This is a genomic window from Dellaglioa sp. CoH-57-MRSF-21 (assembly GCF_056781915.1).
The window spans coordinates 188,802-214,667 of sequence record NZ_JBXAXU010000003.1 but is presented as its reverse complement, the minus strand read 5'-3'; the positions used below and the strand labels follow the sequence as shown (position 1 = coordinate 214,667).

Annotated in this window: 26 protein-coding genes; 3 read left to right on the top strand and 23 right to left on the bottom strand. The window is 35.4% G+C overall.

Features of this window, described 5'->3' with window-relative positions; translation table 11 throughout:
• Positions 1-39 precede the first annotated feature (39 nt).
• Positions 40-633, top strand: a complete 594-nt coding sequence (clpP, locus tag AC1RPQ_RS04760; RefSeq protein ID WP_409022195.1) for an ATP-dependent Clp endopeptidase proteolytic subunit ClpP — start codon at positions 40-42, stop codon at positions 631-633.
• A 126-nt stretch (positions 634-759) separates the two neighbouring features.
• Positions 760-1,278 carry a DsbA family protein gene (locus tag AC1RPQ_RS04755; RefSeq protein ID WP_481761625.1) on the top strand — a complete coding sequence of 173 codons (519 nt, stop codon included), beginning with the start codon at positions 760-762 and terminating at the stop codon, positions 1,276-1,278.
• Positions 1,279-1,340: 62 nt separating this feature from the next.
• Here the strand turns inward: AC1RPQ_RS04755 and AC1RPQ_RS04750 are convergent, their stop codons facing one another.
• The 10 genes from AC1RPQ_RS04750 to AC1RPQ_RS04705 form a co-directional block, all read right to left on the bottom strand.
• The gene (locus AC1RPQ_RS04750; RefSeq protein ID WP_481761476.1) at positions 1,341-1,592 is read right to left on the bottom strand and encodes a kinase to dihydroxyacetone kinase; all 252 of its coding nucleotides are present in this window, start codon (positions 1,590-1,592) and stop codon (positions 1,341-1,343) included.
• 26 nt (positions 1,593-1,618) lie between these two features.
• Positions 1,619-2,557 (bottom strand): DNA-binding protein WhiA, encoded by a 939-nt coding sequence (gene whiA, locus AC1RPQ_RS04745; RefSeq protein WP_409022193.1) that lies wholly within the window; start codon positions 2,555-2,557, stop codon positions 1,619-1,621.
• Positions 2,558-2,577: 20 nt separating this feature from the next.
• Complete coding sequence (locus AC1RPQ_RS04740; protein WP_409022192.1) at positions 2,578-3,597, bottom strand: gluconeogenesis factor YvcK family protein; 1,020 nt, start codon at positions 3,595-3,597, stop codon at positions 2,578-2,580.
• Positions 3,594-4,478: an RNase adapter RapZ gene (gene rapZ / locus AC1RPQ_RS04735; RefSeq protein WP_481761477.1), complete on the bottom strand. Its 885-nt coding sequence runs from the start codon at positions 4,476-4,478 to the stop codon at positions 3,594-3,596. Before rapZ ends, AC1RPQ_RS04740 begins: the two co-directional genes overlap by 4 nt.
• An 87-nt stretch (positions 4,479-4,565) precedes the next feature.
• On the bottom strand, positions 4,566-5,447 hold the full coding sequence (sdaAA, locus tag AC1RPQ_RS04730) for an L-serine ammonia-lyase, iron-sulfur-dependent, subunit alpha (RefSeq protein ID WP_481761478.1): 882 nt from the start codon (positions 5,445-5,447) through the stop codon (positions 4,566-4,568).
• An 11-nt stretch (positions 5,448-5,458) separates the two neighbouring features.
• The gene (locus AC1RPQ_RS04725) at positions 5,459-6,118 is read right to left on the bottom strand and encodes a serine dehydratase beta chain (RefSeq protein ID WP_481761479.1); all 660 of its coding nucleotides are present in this window, start codon (positions 6,116-6,118) and stop codon (positions 5,459-5,461) included.
• A gap of 101 nt (positions 6,119-6,219) precedes the next feature.
• The gene (uvrA, locus tag AC1RPQ_RS04720) at positions 6,220-9,075 is read right to left on the bottom strand and encodes an excinuclease ABC subunit UvrA (RefSeq protein ID WP_481761480.1); all 2,856 of its coding nucleotides are present in this window, start codon (positions 9,073-9,075) and stop codon (positions 6,220-6,222) included.
• Between the two features lie 15 nt (positions 9,076-9,090).
• Complete coding sequence (gene uvrB, locus AC1RPQ_RS04715) at positions 9,091-11,094, bottom strand: excinuclease ABC subunit UvrB (RefSeq protein WP_481761481.1); 2,004 nt, start codon at positions 11,092-11,094, stop codon at positions 9,091-9,093.
• Between the two features lie 150 nt (positions 11,095-11,244).
• A complete protein-coding gene (locus AC1RPQ_RS04710; RefSeq protein WP_481761482.1) occupies positions 11,245-12,108 on the bottom strand; it encodes a DegV family protein in 864 nt (287 codons plus the stop codon).
• A gap of 86 nt (positions 12,109-12,194) precedes the next feature.
• Entirely contained in the window at positions 12,195-12,827 is a 633-nt protein-coding gene (locus AC1RPQ_RS04705; protein ID WP_409022185.1) for a YfbR-like 5'-deoxynucleotidase, read from the bottom strand.
• A 211-nt stretch (positions 12,828-13,038) separates the two neighbouring features.
• Here AC1RPQ_RS04705 and AC1RPQ_RS04700 point away from each other — a divergent pair, with 211 nt between their 5' ends.
• Positions 13,039-13,938 carry a hypothetical protein gene (locus AC1RPQ_RS04700; RefSeq protein ID WP_481761483.1) on the top strand — a complete coding sequence of 300 codons (900 nt, stop codon included), beginning with the start codon at positions 13,039-13,041 and terminating at the stop codon, positions 13,936-13,938.
• Between the two features lie 148 nt (positions 13,939-14,086).
• Here AC1RPQ_RS04700 and AC1RPQ_RS04695 read toward each other — a convergent pair whose 3' ends face one another.
• The 13 genes from AC1RPQ_RS04695 to pstB (AC1RPQ_RS04635) all read right to left on the bottom strand — a co-directional run bounded on the left by AC1RPQ_RS04695 (position 14,087) and on the right by pstB (AC1RPQ_RS04635) (position 25,859).
• Complete coding sequence (locus AC1RPQ_RS04695; RefSeq protein WP_481761626.1) at positions 14,087-15,814, bottom strand: phospho-sugar mutase; 1,728 nt, start codon at positions 15,812-15,814, stop codon at positions 14,087-14,089.
• A gap of 74 nt (positions 15,815-15,888) precedes the next feature.
• The gene (locus tag AC1RPQ_RS04690) at positions 15,889-16,374 is read right to left on the bottom strand and encodes a MarR family winged helix-turn-helix transcriptional regulator (protein ID WP_481761485.1); all 486 of its coding nucleotides are present in this window, start codon (positions 16,372-16,374) and stop codon (positions 15,889-15,891) included.
• 11 nt (positions 16,375-16,385) lie between these two features.
• Positions 16,386-17,729: a DHA2 family efflux MFS transporter permease subunit gene (locus tag AC1RPQ_RS04685; protein ID WP_481761486.1), complete on the bottom strand. Its 1,344-nt coding sequence runs from the start codon at positions 17,727-17,729 to the stop codon at positions 16,386-16,388.
• Between the two features lie 133 nt (positions 17,730-17,862).
• On the bottom strand, positions 17,863-18,801 hold the full coding sequence (gene trxB, locus AC1RPQ_RS04680; protein WP_481761487.1) for a thioredoxin-disulfide reductase: 939 nt from the start codon (positions 18,799-18,801) through the stop codon (positions 17,863-17,865).
• A 136-nt stretch (positions 18,802-18,937) separates the two neighbouring features.
• Positions 18,938-19,837 (bottom strand): UTP--glucose-1-phosphate uridylyltransferase GalU, encoded by a 900-nt coding sequence (galU, locus tag AC1RPQ_RS04675; protein WP_409022179.1) that lies wholly within the window; start codon positions 19,835-19,837, stop codon positions 18,938-18,940.
• A 14-nt stretch (positions 19,838-19,851) separates the two neighbouring features.
• The gene (locus tag AC1RPQ_RS04670) at positions 19,852-20,871 is read right to left on the bottom strand and encodes an NAD(P)H-dependent glycerol-3-phosphate dehydrogenase (RefSeq protein WP_481761488.1); all 1,020 of its coding nucleotides are present in this window, start codon (positions 20,869-20,871) and stop codon (positions 19,852-19,854) included.
• 77 nt (positions 20,872-20,948) lie between these two features.
• Positions 20,949-21,776 carry a prolipoprotein diacylglyceryl transferase gene (gene lgt, locus AC1RPQ_RS04665; RefSeq protein WP_481761489.1) on the bottom strand — a complete coding sequence of 276 codons (828 nt, stop codon included), beginning with the start codon at positions 21,774-21,776 and terminating at the stop codon, positions 20,949-20,951.
• A gap of 18 nt (positions 21,777-21,794) precedes the next feature.
• Complete coding sequence (gene hprK, locus AC1RPQ_RS04660) at positions 21,795-22,733, bottom strand: HPr(Ser) kinase/phosphatase (protein ID WP_481761490.1); 939 nt, start codon at positions 22,731-22,733, stop codon at positions 21,795-21,797.
• Positions 22,734-22,744: 11 nt separating this feature from the next.
• Positions 22,745-23,098 carry a phage holin family protein gene (locus AC1RPQ_RS04655; protein ID WP_481761491.1) on the bottom strand — a complete coding sequence of 118 codons (354 nt, stop codon included), beginning with the start codon at positions 23,096-23,098 and terminating at the stop codon, positions 22,745-22,747.
• A gap of 23 nt (positions 23,099-23,121) precedes the next feature.
• On the bottom strand, positions 23,122-23,427 hold the full coding sequence (locus tag AC1RPQ_RS04650) for a PspC domain-containing protein (RefSeq protein ID WP_409022174.1): 306 nt from the start codon (positions 23,425-23,427) through the stop codon (positions 23,122-23,124).
• Between the two features lie 154 nt (positions 23,428-23,581).
• The gene (phoU, locus tag AC1RPQ_RS04645) at positions 23,582-24,268 is read right to left on the bottom strand and encodes a phosphate signaling complex protein PhoU (protein WP_481761492.1); all 687 of its coding nucleotides are present in this window, start codon (positions 24,266-24,268) and stop codon (positions 23,582-23,584) included.
• A gap of 17 nt (positions 24,269-24,285) precedes the next feature.
• Positions 24,286-25,041: a phosphate ABC transporter ATP-binding protein PstB gene (gene pstB, locus AC1RPQ_RS04640; RefSeq protein ID WP_409022172.1), complete on the bottom strand. Its 756-nt coding sequence runs from the start codon at positions 25,039-25,041 to the stop codon at positions 24,286-24,288.
• 14 nt (positions 25,042-25,055) lie between these two features.
• Positions 25,056-25,859 carry a phosphate ABC transporter ATP-binding protein PstB gene (gene pstB / locus AC1RPQ_RS04635; RefSeq protein ID WP_481761493.1) on the bottom strand — a complete coding sequence of 268 codons (804 nt, stop codon included), beginning with the start codon at positions 25,857-25,859 and terminating at the stop codon, positions 25,056-25,058.
• Positions 25,860-25,866 lie beyond the last annotated feature (7 nt).

The following is a 25,866-nucleotide window of genomic DNA, read 5'->3' as shown; positions in this document are numbered from 1 at the left end:
AAAAAAAGTAAATAATAATAAATTCGGAGGTTTCTAACTATGAATATGGTTCCTACAGTTATCGAACAATCTGCCGGTGGCGAACGTGCCTATGATATCTACTCTCGTCTTTTAAAAGACAGAATCATTATGTTATCTGGTGAAGTTAATGATGATATGGCAAATGCTATTATCGCTCAATTACTTTTCTTAGACGCTCAAGACTCAGAAAAAGATATTTCAATTTACATTAACTCACCCGGTGGTTCTGTTTCAGCCGGTTTAGCTATCTACGATACAATGAACTTCATCAATGCTGATGTTCAAACAATCGTTATGGGTATGGCTGCTTCAATGGCCAGTGTATTGGCAACTGCTGGTACAAAGGGTAAACGTTTTGCATTACCTAACTCAGAAATTATGATTCACCAACCACTTGGTGGCGCTCAAGGTCAAGCAACAGAAATTGAAATTGCTGCTGCACATATCTTGAAAACAAGAACATTGATTAACCAAATTTTAGCTGATGCAACTGGTCAAGATATTAAAGTTATCGATAAAGATACAGATCGTGATAACTTTATGACTGCTGATCAAGCAAAAGAATACGGTTTGATTGATAAAATTATGACTAACAAAAAAGGGCTTAAATAAGCTTTAACGTTTAAGGACACTAACAAGTTAACTTTTGTTAGTGTCCTTTTTTTGAGCGGATAATTATTCAGATGAACCCGTCTTATGCTATACTGACGCTAATAAATGAAGACTGGACTGATAAAAATGGATATTTCAATTATTGATGCTTCAAAAGTAAATCGGGACTTTGGACTTGTGATTGGTAACTCTGACGCGCCAAAAACAATTATTGAGTTTATTAACCTACGTTGCCCCTACTCAAAAGAATGGTTCGAAAAATCTAAAGAGACTTTAGATTCTTATGTTGCAAACGGACGTGTAAAACGTGTCATCAAACTTTTTGATAAAGAAAAAGAATCCTTACAACGTGGTAATGTTGCTCATCATTATCTTCCTTTAGATAATCCGCAAAAATCTTACGATTTAATAACTGAATTATTTAAAACGCAAGATACGTGGAAAGACTTAACACTGGATGAGGTTGCTGCCTATATGGAAAAGACCTTTAGTTTAACTGACGTTTCTGATAAAACTTACATTAACTCAATTATCGCTGAAGCTAACGACGCAAATATTCAATTTGTACCAACCGTTATCGTTGACGACCATATTTTTGATGAATCAATTGATCTAGCTACCTTAAAATCATATTTAGATAAATAAAAAATACGCATATAATTAATAGCTAAGATAAAAGCTATCAGTTATATGCGTATTTTATTTGGTTAACCTTTTAATCCTTTAGATTGTCTGACCATATCTTCAACAACAACATCAAAGATTTCTCCAAGTCCAGCACAATATTCTAATATTTCCCACGGCGCATTCGTATGGAAATGCAGTTTCATTAAATCAGAATCTCCCGCAACAAGTAAACTATCACCTTTGAATTGACGTAAAATCTTATCGTTCAATTGGTCCTCGTCTAATGTACTACCTTCTATTAGTAGTTGCGTATCATATTTAAATGTTATCATGCTATCTCACCTCTTTAAAATTTCGTTTATTTTTCACCAATTCGAACTTTTTCAGCAAATTCGTTAATTTTTCGTAGCCGATGATTAATCCCAGATTTTGAAATTGGACCACCTGGTACTAAATCACCTAATTCTTTCAAACTAACTTCTTGATGAACCAGACGTGTTTCAGCAACTTCTTTTAATTTAGAAGGTAATTGCCCTAAACCAACAGAATGTGCAATAAACTCAATATTAGCAATTTGTTTATTCGCAGCATCCGCCACTTTATTCATATTAGCTGTTTCGCAATTAACCATGCGATTAACTGAATTACGCATATCGCGGACAATCCTAATATCTTCAAACTTCAACATAGCCGTTGTTGCGCCAATTAATGACAAGAAATCAGCAATTTTTTCTGCTTCTTTTAAATAAACGATATAACCACTTCGACGTTCAGTCATTCTAGCGTTGAATCCAAATTTATTAATCATTTCGCAAATTGTTTGATTATGTTCTTCATAGACTGAGTAAATTTCCAAATGATAACGGCTTGTTTCAGGATTATTAACAGAACCACCTGCCAAAAATGCCCCACGTAAATATGAACGCATCATCATATCATCATGGGCCAACAGATCCATTGGTACACCCATTTTAAGTTGCATATCTTCAATGATATCCAGGTCTTTTAAAACAAAATCACTACCTGTTTTTAAACGTACAATATAAATATTATTTTTCTTTAATTTCATTTTACGACGAACTAATAGTTCACTTGTAATGTCATAAAATTCATTTAAAAGTTCATAAATCCGTCTCGCAATTGCGGGATTCTCAGTCTGAACATTTAAAACAAATTGATGATTAATAATACTCAAAGACCCATTCATTCTAATTAACGCCATTAACTCTGCTTTAGCATTATTTTTTCTGACTTTGAGGGTCGTTAATTCTTTTTTCACTTCACTTGCATATGACATTCTTTCACCTTATCTCTGTACTAAATAGTCTTTCTATGTCTTAATTCGCGATTTGGTCGACCAACTAAACGGATTAATTCTTCAACGACTTTATTGCCATCATGGAAGACACCTTGATCTTTTAATTTTAAGAAGTTAGATGAAATCACTCGACAATGTTGTTCCCTTAATCCATTAAAGTCATGTTCAACTTGAATTAAATTCTCATCATATTTTTCTTTATCCATATAACCTTCAGGAACCGGTGCCGTATTCACAAGCACTGTATTCACAAAACATTTACCTAGGTGCCCATTCAAAATACGCACATGATCAGCATCAGTAAAATGTTCTGTTTCACCCTTTTGCGTCATAATATTACAGATATAAACAACTTCTGCTTTTGTTTCAGACAGTGCCTTACCCACATTACCAATAACTAAATTAGGCAAAATACTTGTGAACAAACTCCCAGGTCCAAGGACAATTTGGTCTGCTTCAAGAATAGCTTGAACAACTTCTGGTACAGCTTCTGGCACACTAGTTTCACTTTTTTCACTTGAGGTTACCCAAACACGCTTAATTGATTTTCTAGCGGCAGTTATTTCTGCTTCCCCCGCTAAAAAAGTGCCATCAGAAAATTCTGCATTTAATACTAACGGTTCATCCGCAACGGGATAGACATGTCCATCAACTCTCATCATTTCTGATAATTCTTGGACAGAAGCAAAAACACCATTTTTCATTTCAGTTAGTGCTGCAATAATTAAATTACCAATCGCATGTCCTGCAAAAAATCGATCGGACGTATCAAACCGATACTGGAATATATCTAAATATATTTCTGGTAACTCAGATAATGCGGCAATAACATTACGAATATCACCAGGCGGCACAACATTCACGTAATCTCTGATAATACCTGACGAACCACCATCATCAGCAACCGTTACAATCGCCGTGATATCAGCATTTTTATCTCTTAAACTTTTTAAAATAACGGGTAGCCCTGTTCCGCCACCAATAACGACTATCTTAGGTCTATGTCCACTTCTCGTCATGATCGATTGACCGATTCTTTACTTTTATTAATATCACGGTGTGTAACGTTCACCGGATAGTTAATTTTCAATTCTTCACTCAATCTTTTAGCTAAAGCAACTGAGCGATGTTGTCCACCAGTACAGCCAATCGCAATCGTTAAATTGGTTTTACCTTCAGCTTCGTAGCCAGGTAAAATTGACTCAATTAACGATTCAAATTTGGTATAAAAACCTTCTGTAGCTGGTTGTTTCATCACATAATCATAAACTGCCTTATCTAAGCCAGTTTGTGGTTTTAATTCTGGAATATAGTGTGGGTTAGGTAAGAAACGGACATCCATCACGATATCTGCATCGATAGGTAGGCCATATTTAAATCCGAATGATAAGACTTCAACATGAAAATTAGCTGTTTCTCTGGTTTCAAAATTATGAAAAATCTCTTCACGTAACTGACGTGGTGACAAATTAGTCGTATTAATCACTAATTGTGCTTGTGTTTTAATATCATTTAATAAGTCACGTTCTTTTTCAATGCCATCCATCAGACGGCCTTCCATTGCTAACGGATGCGCACGTCTTGTTTCTTTGTAACGAGAAACTAATTCTGCATCTGATGCGTCAAGAAAGACAATTTTAGTGGTTACAAATTCAGTGTTATCAAATCCTGATAACATTTCGATAATTTCATCATAAAAAGCTCTTGATCTTAAATCCATAACAAGGGCAATTTTTGAAATTTTACCTGACTCTTTTACCAACTCCCAGAACTTAGGTAATAAAGTTGGTGGTAAGTTATCAATACAAAAATAACCTAAATCTTCAAAACTTTGCATTGCGACCGTCTTACCGGCCCCACTCATCCCTGTAATTACAACTAGCTCTAACGTATCTGTCATATTCATTCCTCCAAATCTACTATAATTATTATAACATACCTGGTGTTTCTTTTGTATCTGCGCACAAAAAAAGAGTTGTTTCCAACCCTATATCGTTTCACCAAATATTTTCATTTTAATTGCTTGGCCCGTTGGTGTACTAGCTAATCCACCAATCCCAGTTTCTCTAAGCGAGCTCGGCATACGTTCGCCAATGTCTTTCATAGCCATAATAACTTCATCAGCTGGTACTTTGTTAGATAATCCAGCAAGTGCCATATCTGCTGCCGTTAAAGCATTCACGGCTCCTATTGCATTTCGCTTGATACATGGAATTTCAACTAATCCAGCAACTGGATCACAAACCAGTCCCAATAAATTACTAAGTCCCATCGCAAAAGCCTCTGCACATTGTTCCGGCGTTCCACCAGTAACCTCAACGGCGGCAGCTGCTGCCATTGCTGATGCACTGCCGACTTCTGCCTGACAGCCACCAGTCGCTCCGGCAATCATGGCATTATTTGCCACGATCATTCCAAAGGCACTTGACGTAAATAAAGCTTGTAACATCTTTTCATGTGATAAATTTAATCGTTTTTGTATCATGAAAATAACCCCAGGCAACGTTCCAGATGAACCTGCAGTCGGTGTCGCACAAATAAGTCCCATCGAAGCATTGACTTCATTAGTCGCAATTGCATATTGCATCGCCTCTAAGTTAGCATCCCCAGATAAAGAGTGCCCTTTCTCACGATATTTCCGTAGTAAGACCGCATCTCCACCCGTTAATCCCGTTGCTGAAGAAACGCCTTCACCATTTGATCCCTTTTCAATCGCTTGCTTCATCACTTCAAGATTAGCAGACATTTTTTCAATGATAACGTCTCTAGTTTCACTTGATTGCGCCATTTCTTGTTCAATCATTAATTCTGAAACTAATTTGTGTTCTTTATTAGCAGTTGAAACTAACTCAGCAATACTTTTATACAAGATGGAACCTCCTATTTTAAATAAATGAGATTGTGCGTTAATAATCGCAGTTGCTTAATATCAGTCTCAGTAATATTCTTGGATAAATCATATTCATACATAATATCCTCTGGCATTAACTCAGATTCACTTTGCATAACAATAGTTGTCGATTTTTCGATTTGTTTTTGAATTTTATTTTTATTTACTGGATTAGCTTCCAACACTAGTATCGGTAAACTACCCTTTGGAAAAAATTGTTGTTTTTTTATAGTGAAAGCCCTAATTTCAATTGTGCCACCACCAATTGAGCAACCCATTAATTCGATTTTTTTTGTCTCATTTTCAATCGTTAATTTAACACTATTCGGATGGTTAATTGGACTTGGGTGTGCATCTTCAATAAACTGAATCTCAATCCCCATTTTTTCCGCAATCTGAATTGACTGTGGGCAACGGACATCATCAGGTTCAAAGCCTAATACCCCAGCAACGGTCGCAAAATCAGTCCCGTGCCCGCGATGTGTTTTTGCGAATGATTCATAATAGCGAACTTTTAATTTAGTGATTCTCCCATTAAATAATTGAAATCCAACCTTACCGATTTTAGCGGCACCAGCTGTATGTGAACTAGATGGTCCGATCATAACAGGTCCAATAATATCAAAAACACTCTTATAGTTATTGCCCATGGTCAGCCGTTCCTCCAATTTATTTTATGTCTTCTTTAAAGTTAACACTTTTTAAAAAAAAAGGAATAAAAAAAAGCCAGATTTTCATCTGACTTCTTAATTTATTTATTCATTCTCGCACGATCACGTTCTAAGATTGGTTTTAAATAGTGTCCCGTATAACTTTCAGGCACTTCAGCAATTTCTTCTGGTGTTCCAGTCGCAAGAATCGTTCCGCCACCTTCGCCGCCTTCTGGACCTAAATCAATTAAATAGTCAGATGTTTTAATCACATCTAAGTTATGTTCAATAACCAAGACTGTGTTACCCGCATCAACCAAACGATTTAAAACGCTAAGTAGGCGTTTAATGTCATCTGTATGCAAACCAGTTGTTGGTTCATCAAGAATATAAAAACTCTTACCATTTGATTGACGATGTAATTCAGAAGCTAACTTCATCCGTTGCGCTTCACCACCTGATAATGTTGTTGCCGATTGGCCTAACGAAACATAGCCCAAACCAACATCAACAATTGTCTGCAGTTTACGTCTGATTTTAGGAATTGGTTCGAAGAATTTCAAAGCTTCGCCAACTTTTAAATCTAAAATATCAGAGATTGTCTTACCTTTGTAAGTCACTTCAAGTGTTTCAGAGTTATAGCGTGCCCCGTGACAAATTTCACATGGCACATAGACATCTGGTAGGAAATTCATTTCTATTTTAATAATCCCGTCACCTTTGCAGGCTTCACAACGTCCACCTTTGACATTAAAACTAAAACGACCTTTTTTATAACCACGTAATTTTGCTTCGTTAGTTTCCGCAAATAAATCACGAATATTATCGAAGACGCCTGTATAAGTTGCGGGATTACTTCTCGGTGTTCGACCAATTGGACTTTGATCAATATTAATAACACTTTCAATATTTTGAACACCAGAAACTGATTTATATTTACCTGGTTTTTCAGAATTTCGATTTAACTTTTGTGATAATACCTTTTTCAAAATACCATTCACTAAAGTTGATTTACCGGAACCTGAGACACCTGTAACTGAAATGAATTTACCTAAAGGAAAATCGACCGTTACATTTTTTAAGTTATTCTCTTTTGCGCCGGTAATTCGAATCTTCTTACCATTGCCAGCACGTCGTTCATCAGGTAATGATATAAATTTCTTTCCTGATAAATATTGTCCAGTTAATGATTTGCGACTCTTTTTAACTTGTGTGGGCGTTCCAGCAGCAACAATTTCACCACCTAATTCACCAGCACCAGGACCAACATCAATTAAATAATCAGCAGCCATCATGGTATCCTCATCATGTTCAACCACAATTAAAGTATTACCCAAATCACGCATTTTCTTAAGTGATTCAATTAAGCGATCATTATCACGTTGATGCAACCCGATTGAAGGTTCATCTAAAATATATAAAACACCCGATAAATTAGAGCCAATTTGCGTGGCTAGTCGAATCCGTTGTGCTTCTCCACCTGAAAGTGTTCCTGCAGAACGTGATAATGTCAGATAATTTAAGCCAACATTTTGTAAGAATGTTAAGCGGTCACGAATTTCTTTCAAAATAGGTGCTGCAATAATTGATTCTTTTTCTGACAAGTTAACGTTATCAAAGAAAGGTAAGCCGTCACCAATTGAAAGTGCGGAAATTTTACCAATATGTTGGCCATTAATTTGGACGGCTAATGCTTTACGATTCAAGCGGTAACCGTGACATGTTTGACACGTTAAGCTGGTCATATATTTACGCATTTGTTCACGCGTAAAGTCACTATTAGTCTCCGTATGACGACGACTAATATTTGTAATAACCCCTTCAAATAATGCATCTACATCACGAACGCCACCAAAGTCATTAGCGTAATGGAAATGAAATTCACGTGTTCCAGCGCCATTCAAAACAATATCACGTTGTTCATCTGTTAACTTTTCAAATGGCACATCCATTGGAATTCCAAAAGCTTCTGCAGCTTGGGCTAACATCGATGGGTAATATTGCGAACTAATAGGATTCCATGGCTCAATTGCCCCTTCTGCTAGCGTTTTAGTTGGATCTGGAACGACTAAATCTTCATCGACTTCTAACTTCATTCCTAAACCATCACAAGTTTCACAAGCACCAAATGGTGCATTAAATGAGAACAAACGTGGTTCTAATTCTCCAACTGTAAATCCACAAATAGGACATGCATAATGTTCGGAAAATTGAATTGTTGCACCATCTGTATCACCATCAAGAATATCTGCAGTGGCGTAGCCAGAAGATAAACGTAATGCTGCTTCAAATGAATCAAATAAACGTGAGCGAATGCCCTCTTTGACAACAATCCGATCAATCACAATATCAATAGAGTGTTTGACCTTTTTTTCAAGATCAAATTCTTCATCAATATCATGAAGCTCGCCATCAACTCGAACACGGACGAATCCTTCTCGTTTGATCGTTTCAAATATCTTTTTATGTTGTCCTTTTTTATTGCGAATAATAGGTGATAAAATTTGAAGTTTTGTACGCTCTTTTAACTCTAAAACACGGTCAACCATTTGTTCAACGGATTGACTCGTGATTTCATGACCATCATTTGGACAAATTGGATGTCCAACTCTAGCCCATAATAATCTTAAATAATCATTAATTTCAGTGACTGTCCCAACTGTTGATCGTGGGTTTTTTGAAGTTGTTTTTTGGTCAATCGAAATAGCAGGTGATAACCCATCAATTGAGTCAACATCTGGCTTATCCATCTGCCCTAAAAATTGACGTGCATATGCTGATAAACTTTCAACATAGCGACGTTGTCCTTCAGCATAAAGTGTATCAAAAGCTAATGAGCTTTTCCCTGATCCTGAAAGTCCCGTAATCACAACTAATTTATCTCTTGGGATAGTGACATCCACATTTTTTAAATTATGCGCACGCGCACCATGGATCACAATTTTATCATTTTTCAAGAAATATCCCCCTATTTATAACATTTGTGTTTTTAATTCTAATACCGTATCACGCAATGATGCAGCTGTTTCGAAATCTAATTTTTTAGCTGCTTCTTTCATTTGTCCTTCTAAGCGATCAACCATATCTTGTTGTTCCTTTTTATCCATATCCAAAAATTCAGTTTCGGTAAAGGTTTTAACAGTTCCTGAATTATCTTCAATTTTTGTTGGCGTAATTAACTCACGAATGGCTTTTTTAATCGTAGTTGGCGTAATATGATGTTCCTCATTATATGCCATTTGGACATCACGGCGGCGTTGCGTTTCTTCCATTGCGCCCTTCATTGAATCCGTCACTTTATCAGCATACATAATCACTCGTCCGTTTTCGTTACGAGCTGCACGACCAATTGTTTGAACTAGAGAACGTTCACTACGTAAGAAACCTTCTTTATCGGCATCTAAAATTGTCACTAATGACACTTCAGGAACATCAATACCTTCACGTAATAAGTTAATTCCAATTAAAACATCATATGTGCCTAAGCGTAAATCGCGAATAATTTTCGTTCGTTCCATCGTTTTAATATCACTATGCAAGTACGCAACTTTCATCCCCAACTCTTTCAAATAATCAGTTAAATCTTCTGACATTTTCTTGGTTAATGTTGTGACAAAGACACGTTCATTGCGTTCAATACGTAAATTAATTTCGCCAACTAAATCATCAATTTGGCCCATAATTGGACGAACTTCAATGATTGGATCTAGTAATCCAGTTGGTCGAATAATTTGTTGAACAACATCTGACGTCCGTTCCATTTCGTAAGGTCCTGGTGTTGCAGACATATAAATGACTTGATTAACGTGCTCTTCAAATTCCGCAATCGTTAATGGTCGGTTATCCAGTGCACTAGGTAAACGGAATCCGTAATCTACTAACATTTGTTTACGAGCGCGATCACCATTGTACATCCCTCGAATTTGAGGCATGGTTACATGAGATTCATCAACTACGATCAAGAAATCTTTGGGAAAGAAATCAATTAATGTATATGGAGGTTCGCCAGGTTTACGTCCATCCATATGGCGGGAATAGTTTTCAATTCCGGATGTATAGCCCATTTCACGTAACATTTCTAAATCATAAGTAGTTCGTTGATCGATACGTTGGGCTTCTAATAATTTATCTTCATCTTTTAATTCTTTTAATCGATCAGCCAATTCAACTTCAATACCTTCAATGGCATGATCCATCACATCATCATTCGTCATGAAATGCGTTGCGGGGAAAATAGCCATGTGTTCAAGTTCACCCATAACTTCACCTGTTAATGAATCAACTTCACGAATACGATCGATTTCATCGCCAAAAAATTCAATACGAACAGCTTTTTGATCACGAGATGCTGGGAAAATTTCCACAATATCTCCATGAACTCTAAACCGACCACGTTGAAAATCAATATCATTTCGTTCGAATTGTATATCGACTAATTTTCTAAGTAAATCATCACGTTCCATTGTCATTCCAGTACGCAATGAAATAACATGATCACGATATTCTGTTGGATCACCTAATCCAAAGATACTTGAGACAGATGCAACAACAATCACATCATTACGTTCTAATAATGAACTTGTTGCAGAATGTCGTAATTTATCAATTTCATCGTTAATACTGGAATCTTTTTCAATATACGTATCACTTGAAGGAACGTAAGCTTCTGGTTGGTAGTAATCATAATAACTCACAAAATATTCCACCGCATTATTCGGGAAGAATTCTTTTAATTCACCATATAATTGTCCAGCCAATGTTTTATTATGCGCAAGGACTAATGTGGGACGATTAACTTCTTTAATCACATTTGAAATGGTAAACGTCTTACCCGTTCCCGTTGCACCCAGTAATACTTGTTCTTTTTTACCATCATTTAATCCATCAACTAAAGTTTTAATCGCATTCGGTTGGTCTCCAGTTGGTTCGTACTTTGAAACTAAGTCAAAAACGCCATCATCATGTCTATCAATCAAGTTAACCCCTCCAATACAATCATTTTTAGAAATTAAAAAAAGCCTGGAATAACCTACCCAGGCTCATTTAAAAATGATTATTCTCTACTAATTATATTAGCATACCGAACATACTTTCGCACGTTATCTCACTTATTTTTTCAGAATAACTTAATCAACTAAATAATCACGACCCCAAATAAGACCCATTGTTTTTTCTCCAGTATGGACGCCAATAACAGGCCCAATATGACTAACCTCAACTGGAATATTAGGATAGTTGGTTTTAATAAATGAGACCCATTTTGTACTCTCTTCAGGATTGTTCGCATCAACGATACTTACTCGAATTGGATAATCAACTGAGTTAATCGCATCAGAAAAATCTGCCATTACCCGTTGAAAAGCACGCTTCTTTGTCCGTTCCTTAGTTAAAGGGATAATTTGACCTTCATGATTAAAGGTCAGAATTGGTTTAATTTGTAATAAGTTACCCACAAACGCAGCACCATTCGTCATACGGCCCGTTCTAAGTAAATGGCTCAAGTTATCCACAACAAAGAAAATACCCACCGTTTCACGCATTGCTTCTATTTTAGGTACAATCGTGTCTGCATGCTCACCTTGCGCCACTAATTGAGCAGCTTTTAATACAAGAAAGGCTTCTGCTGAACTTGCTGCTTTAGAATCAATCGGATATACCGTAATTCCTTCCACAGTTTTTGAATAAGCACGTAAATTATCCACAAAACTTGTGATACCTGTTGATAGATGAATTGAAATTACTTCATCAAATCCCTCTTCAATTAATTTATCGAAGACACTTTGCATTTGTCCCATTGTGACTTGTGACGTTGTGGGTAACTTATCCGTATCTTTCATTCTTTGATAAAATTCTGAAGCAGAGATTTCCACATCTTCTAAATAAGTCTGTTGCCCAAAAATAACCGTGATTGGTACAACAATAATATTTTTATCTTTGGCTACTTTTGGATCAATATATGACGCACTATCTGTTACAATTGCCGTTTTCATTAATTTCTCCCTATTCTTTAAGCAAAAAAGGACTACCTTGTATGCATTATTCTAGCATACAACGCAATCCTTAACCTATGTGTACTCTATTTCTTAATAATATCCAAGGTTATTTTTTTAATTTTATCTTTATCTGTGAAATCTTCCGTTAATAATTCTGGAAGAATTTCTTGTAGAATATACTGAACACTCGCTAAATCTGAAAATTCAAGAATCGTTTTTAAGCTTTCTTGATAAATTTCAGTATAAACTGATTCAGGATTACCCTTTTGAATTTCGCCAAATGATTCATATAATAAATCTAATTTATCAGCTACAGACAAGATTTTACCTTCTAAAGTATCATCCTTACCTTCTGATAATCTACGACGATAGGCATCTTGGAATTCTTCTGGAATTTCGTTCACAATAAAATTCTCAGATAATGATTCCTCAACATTTGCTAACATTTCTCTTAGCGTTGTTGTTGCATATTTAACGGGTGTTTTAATATCACCAATGAATCGTTCTGTATAATCATGATTCAACGCTTTTTCATACAACATGCGCCAATCAATCGTATTTCCTGCATTTTCTTCAACATCACCTAAAAATTGAGCAGCTTCTGTTACTTTGAATGAATGTTCCGCTACCGAATGATCTTCATATTTAAAATATCCTGGTGCTCGTTTTAACGTTTCTAAATTACTTAAACTTTGTAGGTATTGATGCATTCCCATAATTAACAGCTCCCTCTCATTTTTTATATAAATTTTTACAATCTTACCACATATGGAAAAGTTAATTCAAGTATCATCAACTTTTAACAAAAAAATAAACTGATTCACATTGCAAACGCTTGATACATCAATTGGAACACGTCGCGCAACTTTACCTTACTTTTTTATGTTATGCTTATTTTCATGCTTTATATTTAAGGAGGACATTTTTTTGAAGTTTTTAGCCAATAAAACCGTTGAATACTTAACCGGTTTTATCTTGATTTTAATCATGGTACAAGCCGCGTCACTTTTACATGATTCAGAAATTATTTTACCTGAAATCGCCGCGTTAACAGTTGGACTGTGGATTTACCACGAAGCCAATTGGTTAGATCGTTCGTTTAATCTTTTTTTGCTGCCTTCTGTCACCGCAATTATCGGTTTTGGCATCAATTTACTTGAGATTTCTTACACAATTAAAATCTGCCTAATGATCGCCATCATGGTCTTTCTATTAGTGGTAACCCGATCGGCACTGGCGCCTTCATTGGCTACAGGTCTCTTGCCAATCATCGTTAATGCGTCCAAATATTCATTCATCATTGCCATCATCATTTTCACTTTCATCGAGATGATTGTCGTTAAAGGCCGTAAACTCGATCAAAACTACGCAAAAAAAACAAACCTTAACTATCAGGCTATGCTTTTATTTCTCGTTTCTTCACTCATTTGGGTTGGTCTCGTGACGATTGCTGGAAAGCCTTTGATGGCCGCTATTCCACCGATTCTTGTCGTTTTTTTCGAGGTGCTACAAAAGCCGATGTATCCGGCAAAAATGGTGTTCAAACAGGTTACTGCCTTGACGCTTTCAGCAACGATCGGTGTTCTCGCCTGCATGGTAATCGATTCCAATGTTGTTGTCGCCTTAATCACTATGCCTCTCGTTTTTTGTATACTCCATCTTTTCAAAGTTAAAATTCCAGCCGCTTATGCCTTTCCATTGCTTGCAATGATTGTTCCACCGACTATCTTTAGCGTTCTCCCCGTGTCGTCCCTACTCGCTTCCATCTACTTTCTTGGAATCGCCTACCTTTATCACCGCTTTAAAAAGAAAAAAATGAATAAATAGAAACTAAACAAGTTAATCAGCCCTGAAAGAAAATAATAAATCTTAAAAAGTTGTTTACAAAATACTGTTTTATTTGCTTATAAATTTTGTAACCCATTTAAGGTCAAAAAAAGTAGTGCTAAATGTAAATTTAGCACTACTTTTTTAGTTAGGCGTTGACAATTGCCATAATTGCTTCTTCAAATGCAAGACACTTAGCTTGTGCTTTTTCATCAGTTTCAGCTTGCGTTCCCACGTAGAATTTAATTTTTGGTTCAGTCCCTGAAGGACGAATTGCAATCCAAGAACCATCTTCTAAGATATATTTCAACGCATTTGCAGTTGGTAATCCGATTTCTTCAGATGATCCATCAGCTAATTGCGCCATACCCGTTGTGAAGTCTTCTAATTTAGCGACTTTATAGCCAGCAAAATCTTTAGGTGCGTCATCACGGAAGATTGTCATTAAATCTTTGATTTTTTGAACACCTTCAATACCTTCAAACGTTAACGCTTTAGTATTTTCAGCGTAATAACCATATTCTTTAAATAAATCATCTAATCCATCTGACAATGTTTTATCAAATTGTTTGTAGTAAGCAGCTACTTCAGATAACATTACTAATGCTTGGATAGCATCTTTATCACGAACGAAAGGACGAATTAAGTAACCATAACTTTCTTCAAAACCAAACATAAAGGTATGTTCATTTGTTTCTTCATAGTTTTGAATTTGTTCCGCAATAAATTTGAATCCTGTTAAGACATTAATCATTTTAGCATGATGTGCTTCAGCAATCTTAGTTGCAAGTTCACTTGATACAATTGATTTAACGCCAACGGCATTAGCGGGTAAAGTTCCTGCTTCTTCGCTAGCAGTTAAAATATAATTGAACATTAGAGCAGCAATTTGATTACCTGTTAATAATTTATATTCACCATCAGTTTGACGTACAGCGACACCCATACGATCAGCATCTGGATCAACAGCGATTAATAAATCAGCATGTTCACGTCGACCCCATTTGATAGCTAAATCAAATGCTGGTGCGTCTTCTGGGTTAGGTAACTTGATTGTTGGGAATTCAGGATCACCTTCAGCTTGTTCAGGCACAATCTTAAATTGTTCAAATCCAGCTTGTTTCAAAGCACGTTCACCCAACATTTTACCTGTTCCATGAAGTGGTGTGAAAACAAGTTTCATTGAAGCACCAACTTCATCAACTAATTTTTGATTAATTGTCACTTTTTTAACTTCAGCAAGATACGCAGCGTCAACTTCTTCACCAATAATTTGGAGTGTTTTATCAGCTTTTAATACTGTCTCATCACCTACTTTAATGGCAAATAAATCATCAGCTTCGCGAACAAAACCAGTAATCATATCTGATTCTTTAGGTGGCATTTGGCCACCGTCTTCACCATAAATTTTATAGCCATTATATTGTTTAGGATTATGGCTAGCCGTTATCATAATTCCGGCGTAAGTAGCTAAATGGCGGACTGCAAACGATAATTCTGGTGTGGGACGTAAGCTTTCAAAAACAAAGCTTGGAATACCATGTGCGCCTAAAACTTTAGCTGATTCCATCGCAAATTCTTGTGATTGGTAACGCGAATCATAACTAATTGCGACACCGCGCATTTTAGTTGCATCATCTAACGTATCCATAAAGCGAGCTAATCCTTCAGTTGCTTGACGAATCGTGTAGATGTTCATCCGGTTAATACCAGGACCCATCAAGCCACGCATACCAGCAGTTCCAAATTCCATTGGTTGGTAAAAAGATTCTTTTAAATCTTCTTGATTATTTTTAAGCGAAACAATCTGATTTTTTAATGTTGCGTCTAGTGTTTCTTCATTTAACCAAGTTAAATAATTATCTTCCCAAGTCAAAATATCACTCCCATTCATATAATATTACTATTATACAATAAATGCGCTTACTATTCAGGATAATAAAAAAGATATCAGAATAATTCTGATATCTTTCTTCCAGCAAGTCGCTCACGTTCAATTCCTGATTTAATTACCTTTTCCAAAATATGCTCAAATTGCTTAATTTCTTCTTCACTAAGCACCGATATACTTTCATCATTAACGACTGTAATTCTATCAAAAATATCTTGATAATTATTAATCGCTTTTGCTGTAGGATAAAGTTCAGTCCGTCGTTTATCTGCGGACGACATTTTTTTTTCAAGCCAACCATCTTTAATTAATTTTGAGATAGCACGTGTCACAACACTGTGATCCCGATAAATATTTTGGATTAGCTCATCCTGACTAACGCCAGGTGACTCACAAACTAACAACACGTAAAAAAAGTTACTCTCAGAAAGTTCAAACCCTTTTAACGTATCATTTATTCTTAATCGAATCATTCTGTTGTAAATTGTTGTTAATTTCTCAACTTCATGTGTATCGTAAAAAGAATTTCCATTCATATTTTGCATCTCAAAACTCCTTAAGCTTTACTTGTTTTTCTGAAATAGATTAGTCCAACTAGTCCAATTACAATTGAGACAACCATGATAAAGATCATTGAATATTTGTATCCAACAACAAATGATGCAGGAATACTAGCAATAACAATAATAACGGTATTAAATAATGAACCACTAACTTGTCTTAATGTATTCGTTAATGTTGTTGCATGATTTATTTCCATTGGATTTAAATCTTTTAAAGATTCTGTTGTTGCTGGAGCCATAATAGCACCAACCCCTGTTAATCGAATAGCGTAAGTAACAACTGATAACCAAACAGGAAATTCAATTGTTAAGAATAACATTGGTAGTACTGAAATCATCAACATCAAAAAGCCAAATATAAATATTTTTTTATAACCGTATTGATCATAAAGGTTACCAACAATAGGTGAAATAATAGCATTAATTGCAGCACCCGGTAACATAATTAATCCAGCAGTCATTCCTGATAAATGTTGATTATTTTCTAAGAACATTGGCATAACTAATTCTGTTGCCATTAAAATACCAAAAACTAACATAATTAATGCAATCATAGTTGAGAATGAACGTACTTTGAAAATTCGAATATTTAAAAATGGTTCTTTTAAAGCTAATTGACGACGGCCAAAATAGATTAATGCTAAAACACCAATCACAATAAGGACAAGTGCAACTAATAATTGGTCTCCAATAATTGAAATACCAATTAAAATTGTAGCAAGTCCAACTAGTGATAAGAAGAATGATTTAAAATCAATTTTAACATCTGTCTTTTCTGAATAGTTAGGTAAAATACAAACCCCAACAATTAATAAAATTAACATGATTGGAATAATGAAAATAAATAATGCTCTCCATGGTAAAAATGTAATCATAATACCTGATAAAGTTGGTCCAATTGCTGGAGCAGCTGAGATAACAAGCATAGCAAGTCCCATTACAACGCCACGGCGTTCAATTGGGTTAATTGCAATGACACTAATCATCGTAAATGTAGTCAATACGCCACCGGCAGCAGCTTGGATTAAGCGACCAATTAAGATTGCCCAAAAATTAGCGCCACTTGATGCAACGATACTTCCGATTAAAAAGACAACCATAATACCGACAAATATTTGTCTTGTTGAATATTTTTCATATAAAATTGCTGATAATGGTGTCGAAATTCCGACCATTAAAACATAACCCGTCGTTAACCATTGTGCGGTTGCAAGGTTAACATTTAAAACGGTGATTAATTTTGGTAATGCTGTAATCATCAATGTTTGATTTAATAAAGCGGCAAAAGTCGCAATTAATAAAACAGCACCAATTGTGTTTCTTTTTTTGTTTGTCATTCTAACTCTCTTCTCACTTAAATTTACGCATATGTTTAATTTTTTTCATAAGCGGATTAGATTATTATAATGTTCACATGCACATAAAGTCAAGTAAATAAAAAAATAAGCCTCAAAAGGCTTATTCTATAATTTAACTTAATTCTGCATCATTTAATGATTCAAGGTAACTAAATGTTTGTTGTCCAGCAATACCACCGTCACCAACTGCAGTTGTAATTTGACGCAATTCTTTCTTACGCACATCACCAACTGCGAAAATACCTGGTACATTTGTTAGCATATTTTCGTCAGTTGGAATCCAACCATAATCGTCAGTAATTCCAAGCTTTGTGAATGCTGTTGTCATTGGTTTAACACCAACATAAATGAAGACACCACTAGCAGGAATTTCAGATGTTTCACCTGTTTTATTATTCGTTACTTTAACGCCAGTTACTTTACGATCGTCACCAACAATCTCTGTGACATTAGTATCCCAAACAAAAGATATTTTATCATCCGCAAAGGCACGATCTTGTAAGATTTTTTGAGCGCGTAATTTGTCACGACGATGAATTACCGTCACTTTTGAAGCTAATTTTGATAAATAAGAACCTTCTTCGATTGCTGAATCACCGCCACCGATAACGATGACTTCACGATTTTTGAAGAAAGCACCATCACAGACTGCACAGTAAGATACACCTCGGCCACTAAAGGTATCTTCGCCTTCAGCACCCAATTTTTTGTATTCTGATCCAGTTGCGATAATTAAAGCTTTTGTTTCAAAAACATCATTATCTGTTGTGATGAGTTTAGTATCGCCTTCAATTGTAATATCGGTTACACTACCGTATGCATATTCTGCACCAAATTGTGTCGAACTTTCGTACATTTCTTTTGCTAAATCAGGGCCTAAGATTGATTTAAATCCAGGATAATTTTCAACTTCAGCCGTATTGTTCATTTGGCCACCATAAATCCCACGATCAATCATTAAAACCGATAGATTTGCACGTGATGCATAGAGTGCGGCAGTCATTCCACCGGGCCCAGCACCAATCACAACAACATCATATTTTTTTGTCATTAGTTCAACCTTCTTTCTTTTAGTAAGTAATTCAACAATACCCTATGTTACTTTTTTTGTCTATTTAATTGCTTTAACATCAAAAACAGGTCCCAAGTGAGTTGAACTTGAAACCTGCTTTACTGTAAGAATTAGGCTACTTATTTTTTGCTGTATCTTCTGCAATTAATTTTGCGCCTAAAGTCTTCAAATATTCTTTTAATTCATCTTTAACTTCTTTATGTTTCAAACCATACTCAATACTTGTTTTTAAGTAGCCAAATTTATAGCCAACATCGTATCGGGTTCCTTTAAATTCATGAGCGAAAACACGTTGCACCTTGTTCAATGCATCGATGGCATCCGTTAATTGAATTTCATTACCAGCACCTGGTTTTTGATGTTCTAAGATACCAAAAATTTCAGGTGTTAATAAGTAACGTCCAATAATAGCCAAGTCACTAGGTGCTTCTTCAGGTGTAGGTTTTTCAACAAAGTTTTTAACATTGAATAATCCAGGTTTAACTTCTAATTCAGGATTAATCACACCGTATTTTGAAACTTCTTCATGAGGGACTTTCATCACCGCTAAAGTTGAAGCATGTGTCTCATCAAAGCGATTCATGAGTTGACGCGTTAATGGTACTTTATCTTCCATTAAATCATCGCCTAACATGACAACAAAAGGTTCATCCCCAACAAAGTCTTTAGCCATTAAAACGGCATCGCCAAGACCTCGTGGATGAGATTGACGAACAAAATACAAATTAATATCCGTTGTTTCTTCAACTAATTTTAATAATTCGTCTTTATGCTTTGCAGCTAAATTCGCTTCCAGTTCTGGCACCGAATCAAAATGATCTTCAATTGGTCGCTTACCTTTACCCGTAACAATCAAAATATCTTCAATACCCGATTGACGCGCCTCTTCAACAATAAATTGAATCGTTGGTTTATCAACAATTGGGAGCATTTCTTTTGCCATCGCTTTAGTTGCTGGTAAGAAACGAGTCCCTAGTCCAGCAGCCGGAATAATGGCTTTTTTAACTTTTTGCATAGTCTAATCCCCTTTTATTCTGCTAATTCAGATTTACCTTCACGATTGATCAAAGCTTCAATCACTGATTTAATTTCTTTATTATTGTATAAAACGTCATAAATTGCATTTGTGATTGGCATATCAATTCCTTGTTGTTGTGCTAATTCATAAGCAGCCTTAGCAGTACCAACACCTTCGATAACCATACCCATATCAGCAACAACAGCATCTAATGATTTACCTTGACCTAATTGGTCTCCAGCACGCCAGTTACGTGAATGAACACTTGTAGCTGTAACGATTAAATCACCAACACCAGAAAGTCCCATAAAGGTTAATTGGTTAGCACCAAATGATGTCCCTAAACGAGCAATTTCAGCTAATCCACGTGTAATCAAAGCTGCTTTAGCGTTATCGCCATAGCCCATACCATGAAGCATACCAGCACCAACGGCGATAATATTCTTCATAGCTGCGCCCATTTCAACACCGATAACATCGTTATTTGTGTAGATTCTTAAGAATTTATTCATAAAGAGATCTTGAACAAAACTTGCAGCTTCAGGATCAGTACTTGCTGAAACAATTGTTGTTAAATCACGATTTGCAACTTCTTCAGCATGACTTGGGCCAGAGAAGACAACAACACTACCACGAATGTCAGCAGGAATTTCTTCTTCAATAACTTCTGAAATACGTTTGTGTGTGACTTGTTCTAGTCCTTTACTTGCATGAATAATAATTGGTTTGTTACCTGTTTCTTCTAAAATTGCTGCTACTTGTTTAGCAACAATACGGCTTGCTTTTGTTGGAACAACAAATAAAATAGCGTCAACTTGATCCAAAGCTTCTTTTAAATCTTCATATGCATGTAGGTCTTTAGAATAAGTGTAATCTTCCAAGTAATGCTTATTTGTATGGAACTCATTCATTTCTGCTACTTGTGCTGGAACATTTGACCAAAGTCTGATGTCATGACCATTTTCAGTTAGGATATCGGCAAGGATACTACCCCAAGAACCGGCGCCTAATACTGCTACTTTTTTTGTCATTATATAATCTCCTTCAAAATTTATTCATTCTAATCATACCAAATTTTACCTCTAATAGCATTAACTATGAGAAATTTTTATTTCAATTGTCCGTCTAAATACCATTGATTTTGCGGTTCCCAATATCTTCTCAATAATAACCAACTAATTGATCCAATAAAAATCACTAATGAGAGAAGTTGAGAAACACGAATTGTTGAAAATAACATTAAGCTATCTGTTCTCATTCCTTCGATAAAGAAACGACCAAATGAATACCAAGTTAGATATGCAAATAGTATTTCTCCACGTTTGAAAAGGTGTACTCGATGTCTCAAGGCAATTAATATTAAGAATCCAACAAAACTCCACAATGATTCGTATAGAAATGTTGGCTTATAGTAGGTGCCATTGATGTTCATTTGGTTAATAATAAATTCAGGTAAATGTAAATTTTGCAATGCCTCTAACGTCGTTTTTCCACCATGGGCTTCTTGGTTCATAAAATTACCCCAACGGCCGATTGATTGCGCAAGTAGCACAAGTGGTGCCGCTAGATCAAACATTAACCATGCTGACAAATGGCGACGCTGACAGAAAATAATCACTGTAATAATTGCGCCTATTAACCCACCATAGATAGCAATACCACCATCCCAAATTCGATAAACTTCACTGAGATGTTGAGCGTAATAAGACCACTCGAACACAACGTAATAGAGTCGCGCAGAAACAATTGAAATTGGCAACGCCCATAGAACCATATCATATATGGTATCTTCATTTATTCCTATTTTTTTGCCTTCAAGAATGGCTAAAATAACTGCTAGAATTACTGCACTCGCAATTATTACACCATACCAACGAACTTCAATAGGTCCTAATTTAACTGCGATGGGATTCAACGCACCTAATAAATAATTCAATTTACTCTCGTCCAATCCTTAATCTTTTTTTGAATTTGTTTGGATTAAGCCATTTAGATTAGCTTCAAATGCTTTAGTAGCATCATAACCCATTGTTTTTGCACGGAAGTTCATTGCTGCGACTTCAATGATAATGGCCAAATTACGTCCTGTTTTAACAGGTACAGAAATTTTTGGCACATTCACATTGAATATTTTAACAAATTCATCATTATTACCTAATCGATCAAATTGTTTATCAGGAGTCCAGTTTTCTAGATGAATAATTAGTGAAATATCAGTGTCATTACGGACAGCTCCTGCACCAAACAAGTTCATGATATCGATAATACCGATACCTCGAATTTCAAGTAAATGTTTTAAAATTGCAGGTGCCTCACCAACAAGTGTCTCCTCATCTTGTTGGAAAACATCAACACGATCATCTGCAATTAACCGATGTCCACGTCTAATTAATTCAAGCGCTGTTTCTGATTTACCAACACCAGAATCACCTGTAATCATGACCCCAAGACCATAAATATCAACTAAAACACCATGTATTGACTGGCGTTCAGCTAATTTAGCTTCCAAAAAGTTAACCATATTAGAAGATAGACGTGACGTTGTTAGTTTTGAAATTAGAACTGGAATATGTCTTTCTTTGACGATAGCTAATAATTCTAGCGGCACATCCAAATCATTTGAAACAACAAAACATGGTGTTTGTTCTGTTGCTAATTGATTCATCACATTCTGCCTATCTTCAGGAGTCAGTCCATTTGCATAAGCATGTTCTGTCATCCCAAATAATTGAATACGTTCTTTCGGATAAAAATTAAAATACCCGGTTAATTCTAGACCAGGACGTGAAATATCACTTGTTGTAATTTTTTTATCATCCAAGTATTCTTTCCCAATTAAAACAGTTAATCCCATTGCATCTACTAAATTTCTAACTGAAACTTCATTGGCCATCTTAATGCCCCCTATTGTCTATTTCTAATAAAGTAATTTGTTACGATTGTATTAGCAATACTCATCACAATTGAGATGATAAATGCCGCCCAAAAGCTCGAAAATTTAAATTCATTACCCACAAAAAATGACGTCATTTGTAACATAAATGCATTTATAATCAGATAGAAAAATCCTAAACTGAAAATAGTTACCGGCAGTGATAAAATCACTAAAAACGGTTTAACTAGCATATTTAGTACGGCCAGTACAAAACTGGCGATTAATGCAACCCAGATACTTTTAACAAATAAAGTCTCTGGAAAAAAACCAGATATTGCCAAAAACAGTATGGCATTAATTAATACGCGCTGCCAAAATCCCATGAATCTTCACCTCATCATTAATATTATTTATCGTCTGTAACTTCTACATCTTTAATAATTTTACGGCCACTCTTACTTGATGAGCTAGTCCGTTGTCCAGTACTAGATGTAAACTGCTCAAAAGAACTAGTAAATGAACGTTTTTTCCCTGGTAAGCTAATTGCTAACAAGATATAGACAAGTATAAATACGCCTTTTGTTGCGAAGATTAGCATTAAAAATAAAAATCTAACGAGTGTTGGATTCCAATTTATATATTCGGCAAGTCCAGCTGCGACACCCGCGATAATTTTATTAGTTGATTTTGTGAATTTTTTATTTGTTTTCATTTTGTAGTTCCTCCATTCAGAATAATCTATCATTATTGTACTTCTTATCGTACTCATTTTACAATTTTAACGAGCGTTATTTACTTAAATTTTAACGTTTAAATTAAAAATAACTAACAATCGCGAAATTGTTAGTTATTAAATGAGTAGTGCCTTATTCATTTTCTTTTTCTAACTCTGATTTACCAGGATTCAATTCAGTGATTCGGCCATTTTTTAAATAAACAACCCATTCACACACATTTGTAACATAATCGCCAATTCGTTCTAGATAAGTGGCAACCATCAAATAGTCAGCACTTCCCACAACTGTTTCGGGATTCGTTTTCATTTCATGGATACACTGGTCATATATTGTCGTGAAATATTCATCAACTTCAAGATCTAAATTAGCAACTTTACGAGCTTTTTCGGCATCTTTTCTAATATAAGCTGTGAGGACTTCTTCAACCATCTTACGTGCGTGGTCGCCCATAATTCCGATCTCATCTTCAATCTCCGTTACCCTAGGATTGCCTTTAACACGAATCGTTGATCTCGCAATACTTACAGCGTGATCTCCCATTCGTTCTAAATCAGAAATAGCTTTTAAAACAGTCACAATATCTCTTAAATCACTTGTAACAGGTTGATACAATGCAATCATTTCTAACGTTTGTTTTTCTAACTTCATTTCGCGTTCATTAATTTTGTAATCGCCAACGATAACTTCATGGGCCAACTCTTTATCATGATTAATGAAAGCACGGACAGATTTATGAATGGCTTCACTAACCATCATACCCATTTCGCTAAATCTAATGTGTAGCTTTTCTTGTTCTTCATCAAAAAGTAATCGCATTATTTTGTCTCCCTTTCTTAACCGAATCGACCACTAATGTAGTCATCCGTTTCTTTTTGTACAGGCTGCGTAAATAATTTTTTAGTTGGTGCAACTTCAATTAAATTACCTTCTAAAAAGAAGGCAGTTCGATCTGAAATTCGAGAAGCTTGTTGTAAATTGTGAGTCACTATTATAATAGTATATTTTTCACGCAATTCTAGCAACATATTTTCAATTTTACTACTTGAACCAGGATCCAGAGCACTTGTTGGTTCATCCAGTAAAATGACCTCAGGTTCAACCGCTAAGACTCGAGCGATACAGACACGTTGTTGCTGTCCGCCAGATAACGCAAGCGCATTTTTACCCAAATCATCCTTTACATCATCCCAGACAGCAGCCTGTTTCAAGCTTTTTTCAACAGCTTCATCAAGGATTGCTTTATCTTTAACGCCAGCTAATCGCAAACCATATACAACATTTTCGTAAATTGAAAATGGAAATGGATTAGGTTGTTGGAAAACCATCCCAACATTTTTGCGTAATCTTACGGTATCCATTTTAGGACCGTAAATATCTTCATTTTTTAATTTAACTGTACCTGTAATGGTTACACCTGGAATTAAATCATTCATGCGATTTAACGTTCTTAAATATGTTGATTTACCACAACCAGATGGACCGATTAAAGCGGTAATCCCTTTTTCATTGAAATCAAGATTAATTCCTTTGAGGGCTTCTTTCTTACCATAATACAAATGAACATCATTTGTTTCAATTATTTTAGTCATTTGGCCTTTCCCCCTTAACCGAAGTTTCCTGAAACATAATCATCCGTTAGTTTAATTGTTGGTCGCGTAAAAATAGTTGTTGTTTTATCATATTCTACCGCATTTCCTGAATGGAAAAATGCTGTGTAATCTGAAATACGTGAAGCCTGTTGCATATTGTGTGTCACAATGACAATCGTGTACTTTTCTTTCAGTTCTAAAAGTGATTCTTCAACAATTCGACTTGAAATTGGATCTAACGCACTAGCTGGTTCATCTAACAATAAGATGTCAGGTTCCATAGCAATCGCTCTAGCGATACATAAACGTTGTTGTTGTCCACCAGACAATGATAACGCACTCACATTCAAATCATCTTTAACTTGATCCCAAAGTGCAGCTTGTTTAAGTGATTTTTCAACGCGTTCTTCAAGTAACTGCTTATCTTTCATCCCATGACGTTTCAAAGCAAACGTTATATTTTCATAAATTGATTTTGAAAATGGATTAGGTCGTTGAAATACCATTCCAATATGTTTTCTCATTTCATAAATATCAACATTATCTTTATTTATATCTAAATCACGGTAAATAATTTGTCCTGTTACATCAGCAATCCCATCATTCATACGATTCAACGATCTAAGATAAGTTGATTTACCAGAACCAGATGCCCCAATTAAAGCTGTAATTTTAAACCGTTCAAATTGTAAACTAACATCTCGAATTGCTTCATTAGAACCATAATGAACATGTAAATCTTTGGTTTCTAAAGCTATCTCATGTTTATCTTCATTGAAGGTCATAATTCTAGATTTTTCAGTTTTATTTTCTACCATATTCTTT

What these genes read in the sequence shown, in the direction of transcription:
- AC1RPQ_RS04685 (WP_481761486.1), bottom strand. Translation starts at nt 17,729, where the DNA reads ATGACAAACAAAAAAAGAAACACAATTGGTGCTGTTTTATTAATTGCG.
- AC1RPQ_RS04670 (WP_481761488.1), bottom strand. Translation starts at nt 20,871, where the DNA reads ATGACAAAAAAAGTAGCAGTATTAGGCGCCGGTTCTTGGGGTAGTATC.
- AC1RPQ_RS04705 (WP_409022185.1), bottom strand. Translation starts at nt 12,827, where the DNA reads ATGGGAATGCATCAATACCTACAAAGTTTAAGTAATTTAGAAACGTTA.
- AC1RPQ_RS04750 (WP_481761476.1), bottom strand. Translation starts at nt 1,592, where the DNA reads ATGATAACATTTAAATATGATACGCAACTACTAATAGAAGGTAGTACA.
- AC1RPQ_RS04725 (WP_481761479.1), bottom strand. Translation starts at nt 6,118, where the DNA reads ATGGGCAATAACTATAAGAGTGTTTTTGATATTATTGGACCTGTTATG.
- AC1RPQ_RS04655 (WP_481761491.1), bottom strand. Translation starts at nt 23,098, where the DNA reads ATGGGATTTTGGCAGCGCGTATTAATTAATGCCATACTGTTTTTGGCA.
- AC1RPQ_RS04690 (WP_481761485.1), bottom strand. Translation starts at nt 16,374, where the DNA reads ATGCAAAATATGAATGGAAATTCTTTTTACGATACACATGAAGTTGAG.
- clpP (WP_409022195.1), top strand. Translation starts at nt 40, where the DNA reads ATGAATATGGTTCCTACAGTTATCGAACAATCTGCCGGTGGCGAACGT.
- whiA (WP_409022193.1), bottom strand. Translation starts at nt 2,557, where the DNA reads ATGTCATATGCAAGTGAAGTGAAAAAAGAATTAACGACCCTCAAAGTC.
- trxB (WP_481761487.1), bottom strand. Translation starts at nt 18,801, where the DNA reads ATGACAAAAAAATATGATGTTGTTGTGATTGGTGCTGGGCCCGGTGGA.
- pstB (WP_481761493.1), bottom strand. Translation starts at nt 25,859, where the DNA reads ATGGTAGAAAATAAAACTGAAAAATCTAGAATTATGACCTTCAATGAA.
- AC1RPQ_RS04740 (WP_409022192.1), bottom strand. Translation starts at nt 3,597, where the DNA reads ATGACGAGAAGTGGACATAGACCTAAGATAGTCGTTATTGGTGGCGGA.
- galU (WP_409022179.1), bottom strand. Translation starts at nt 19,837, where the DNA reads ATGCAAAAAGTTAAAAAAGCCATTATTCCGGCTGCTGGACTAGGGACT.
- AC1RPQ_RS04710 (WP_481761482.1), bottom strand. Translation starts at nt 12,108, where the DNA reads ATGAAAACGGCAATTGTAACAGATAGTGCGTCATATATTGATCCAAAA.
- phoU (WP_481761492.1), bottom strand. Translation starts at nt 24,268, where the DNA reads ATGCGATTACTTTTTGATGAAGAACAAGAAAAGCTACACATTAGATTT.
- pstB (WP_409022172.1), bottom strand. Translation starts at nt 25,041, where the DNA reads ATGACTAAAATAATTGAAACAAATGATGTTCATTTGTATTATGGTAAG.
- hprK (WP_481761490.1), bottom strand. Translation starts at nt 22,733, where the DNA reads ATGGCCAATGAAGTTTCAGTTAGAAATTTAGTAGATGCAATGGGATTA.
- AC1RPQ_RS04755 (WP_481761625.1), top strand. Translation starts at nt 760, where the DNA reads ATGGATATTTCAATTATTGATGCTTCAAAAGTAAATCGGGACTTTGGA.
- AC1RPQ_RS04650 (WP_409022174.1), bottom strand. Translation starts at nt 23,427, where the DNA reads ATGAAAACAAATAAAAAATTCACAAAATCAACTAATAAAATTATCGCG.
- rapZ (WP_481761477.1), bottom strand. Translation starts at nt 4,478, where the DNA reads ATGACAGATACGTTAGAGCTAGTTGTAATTACAGGGATGAGTGGGGCC.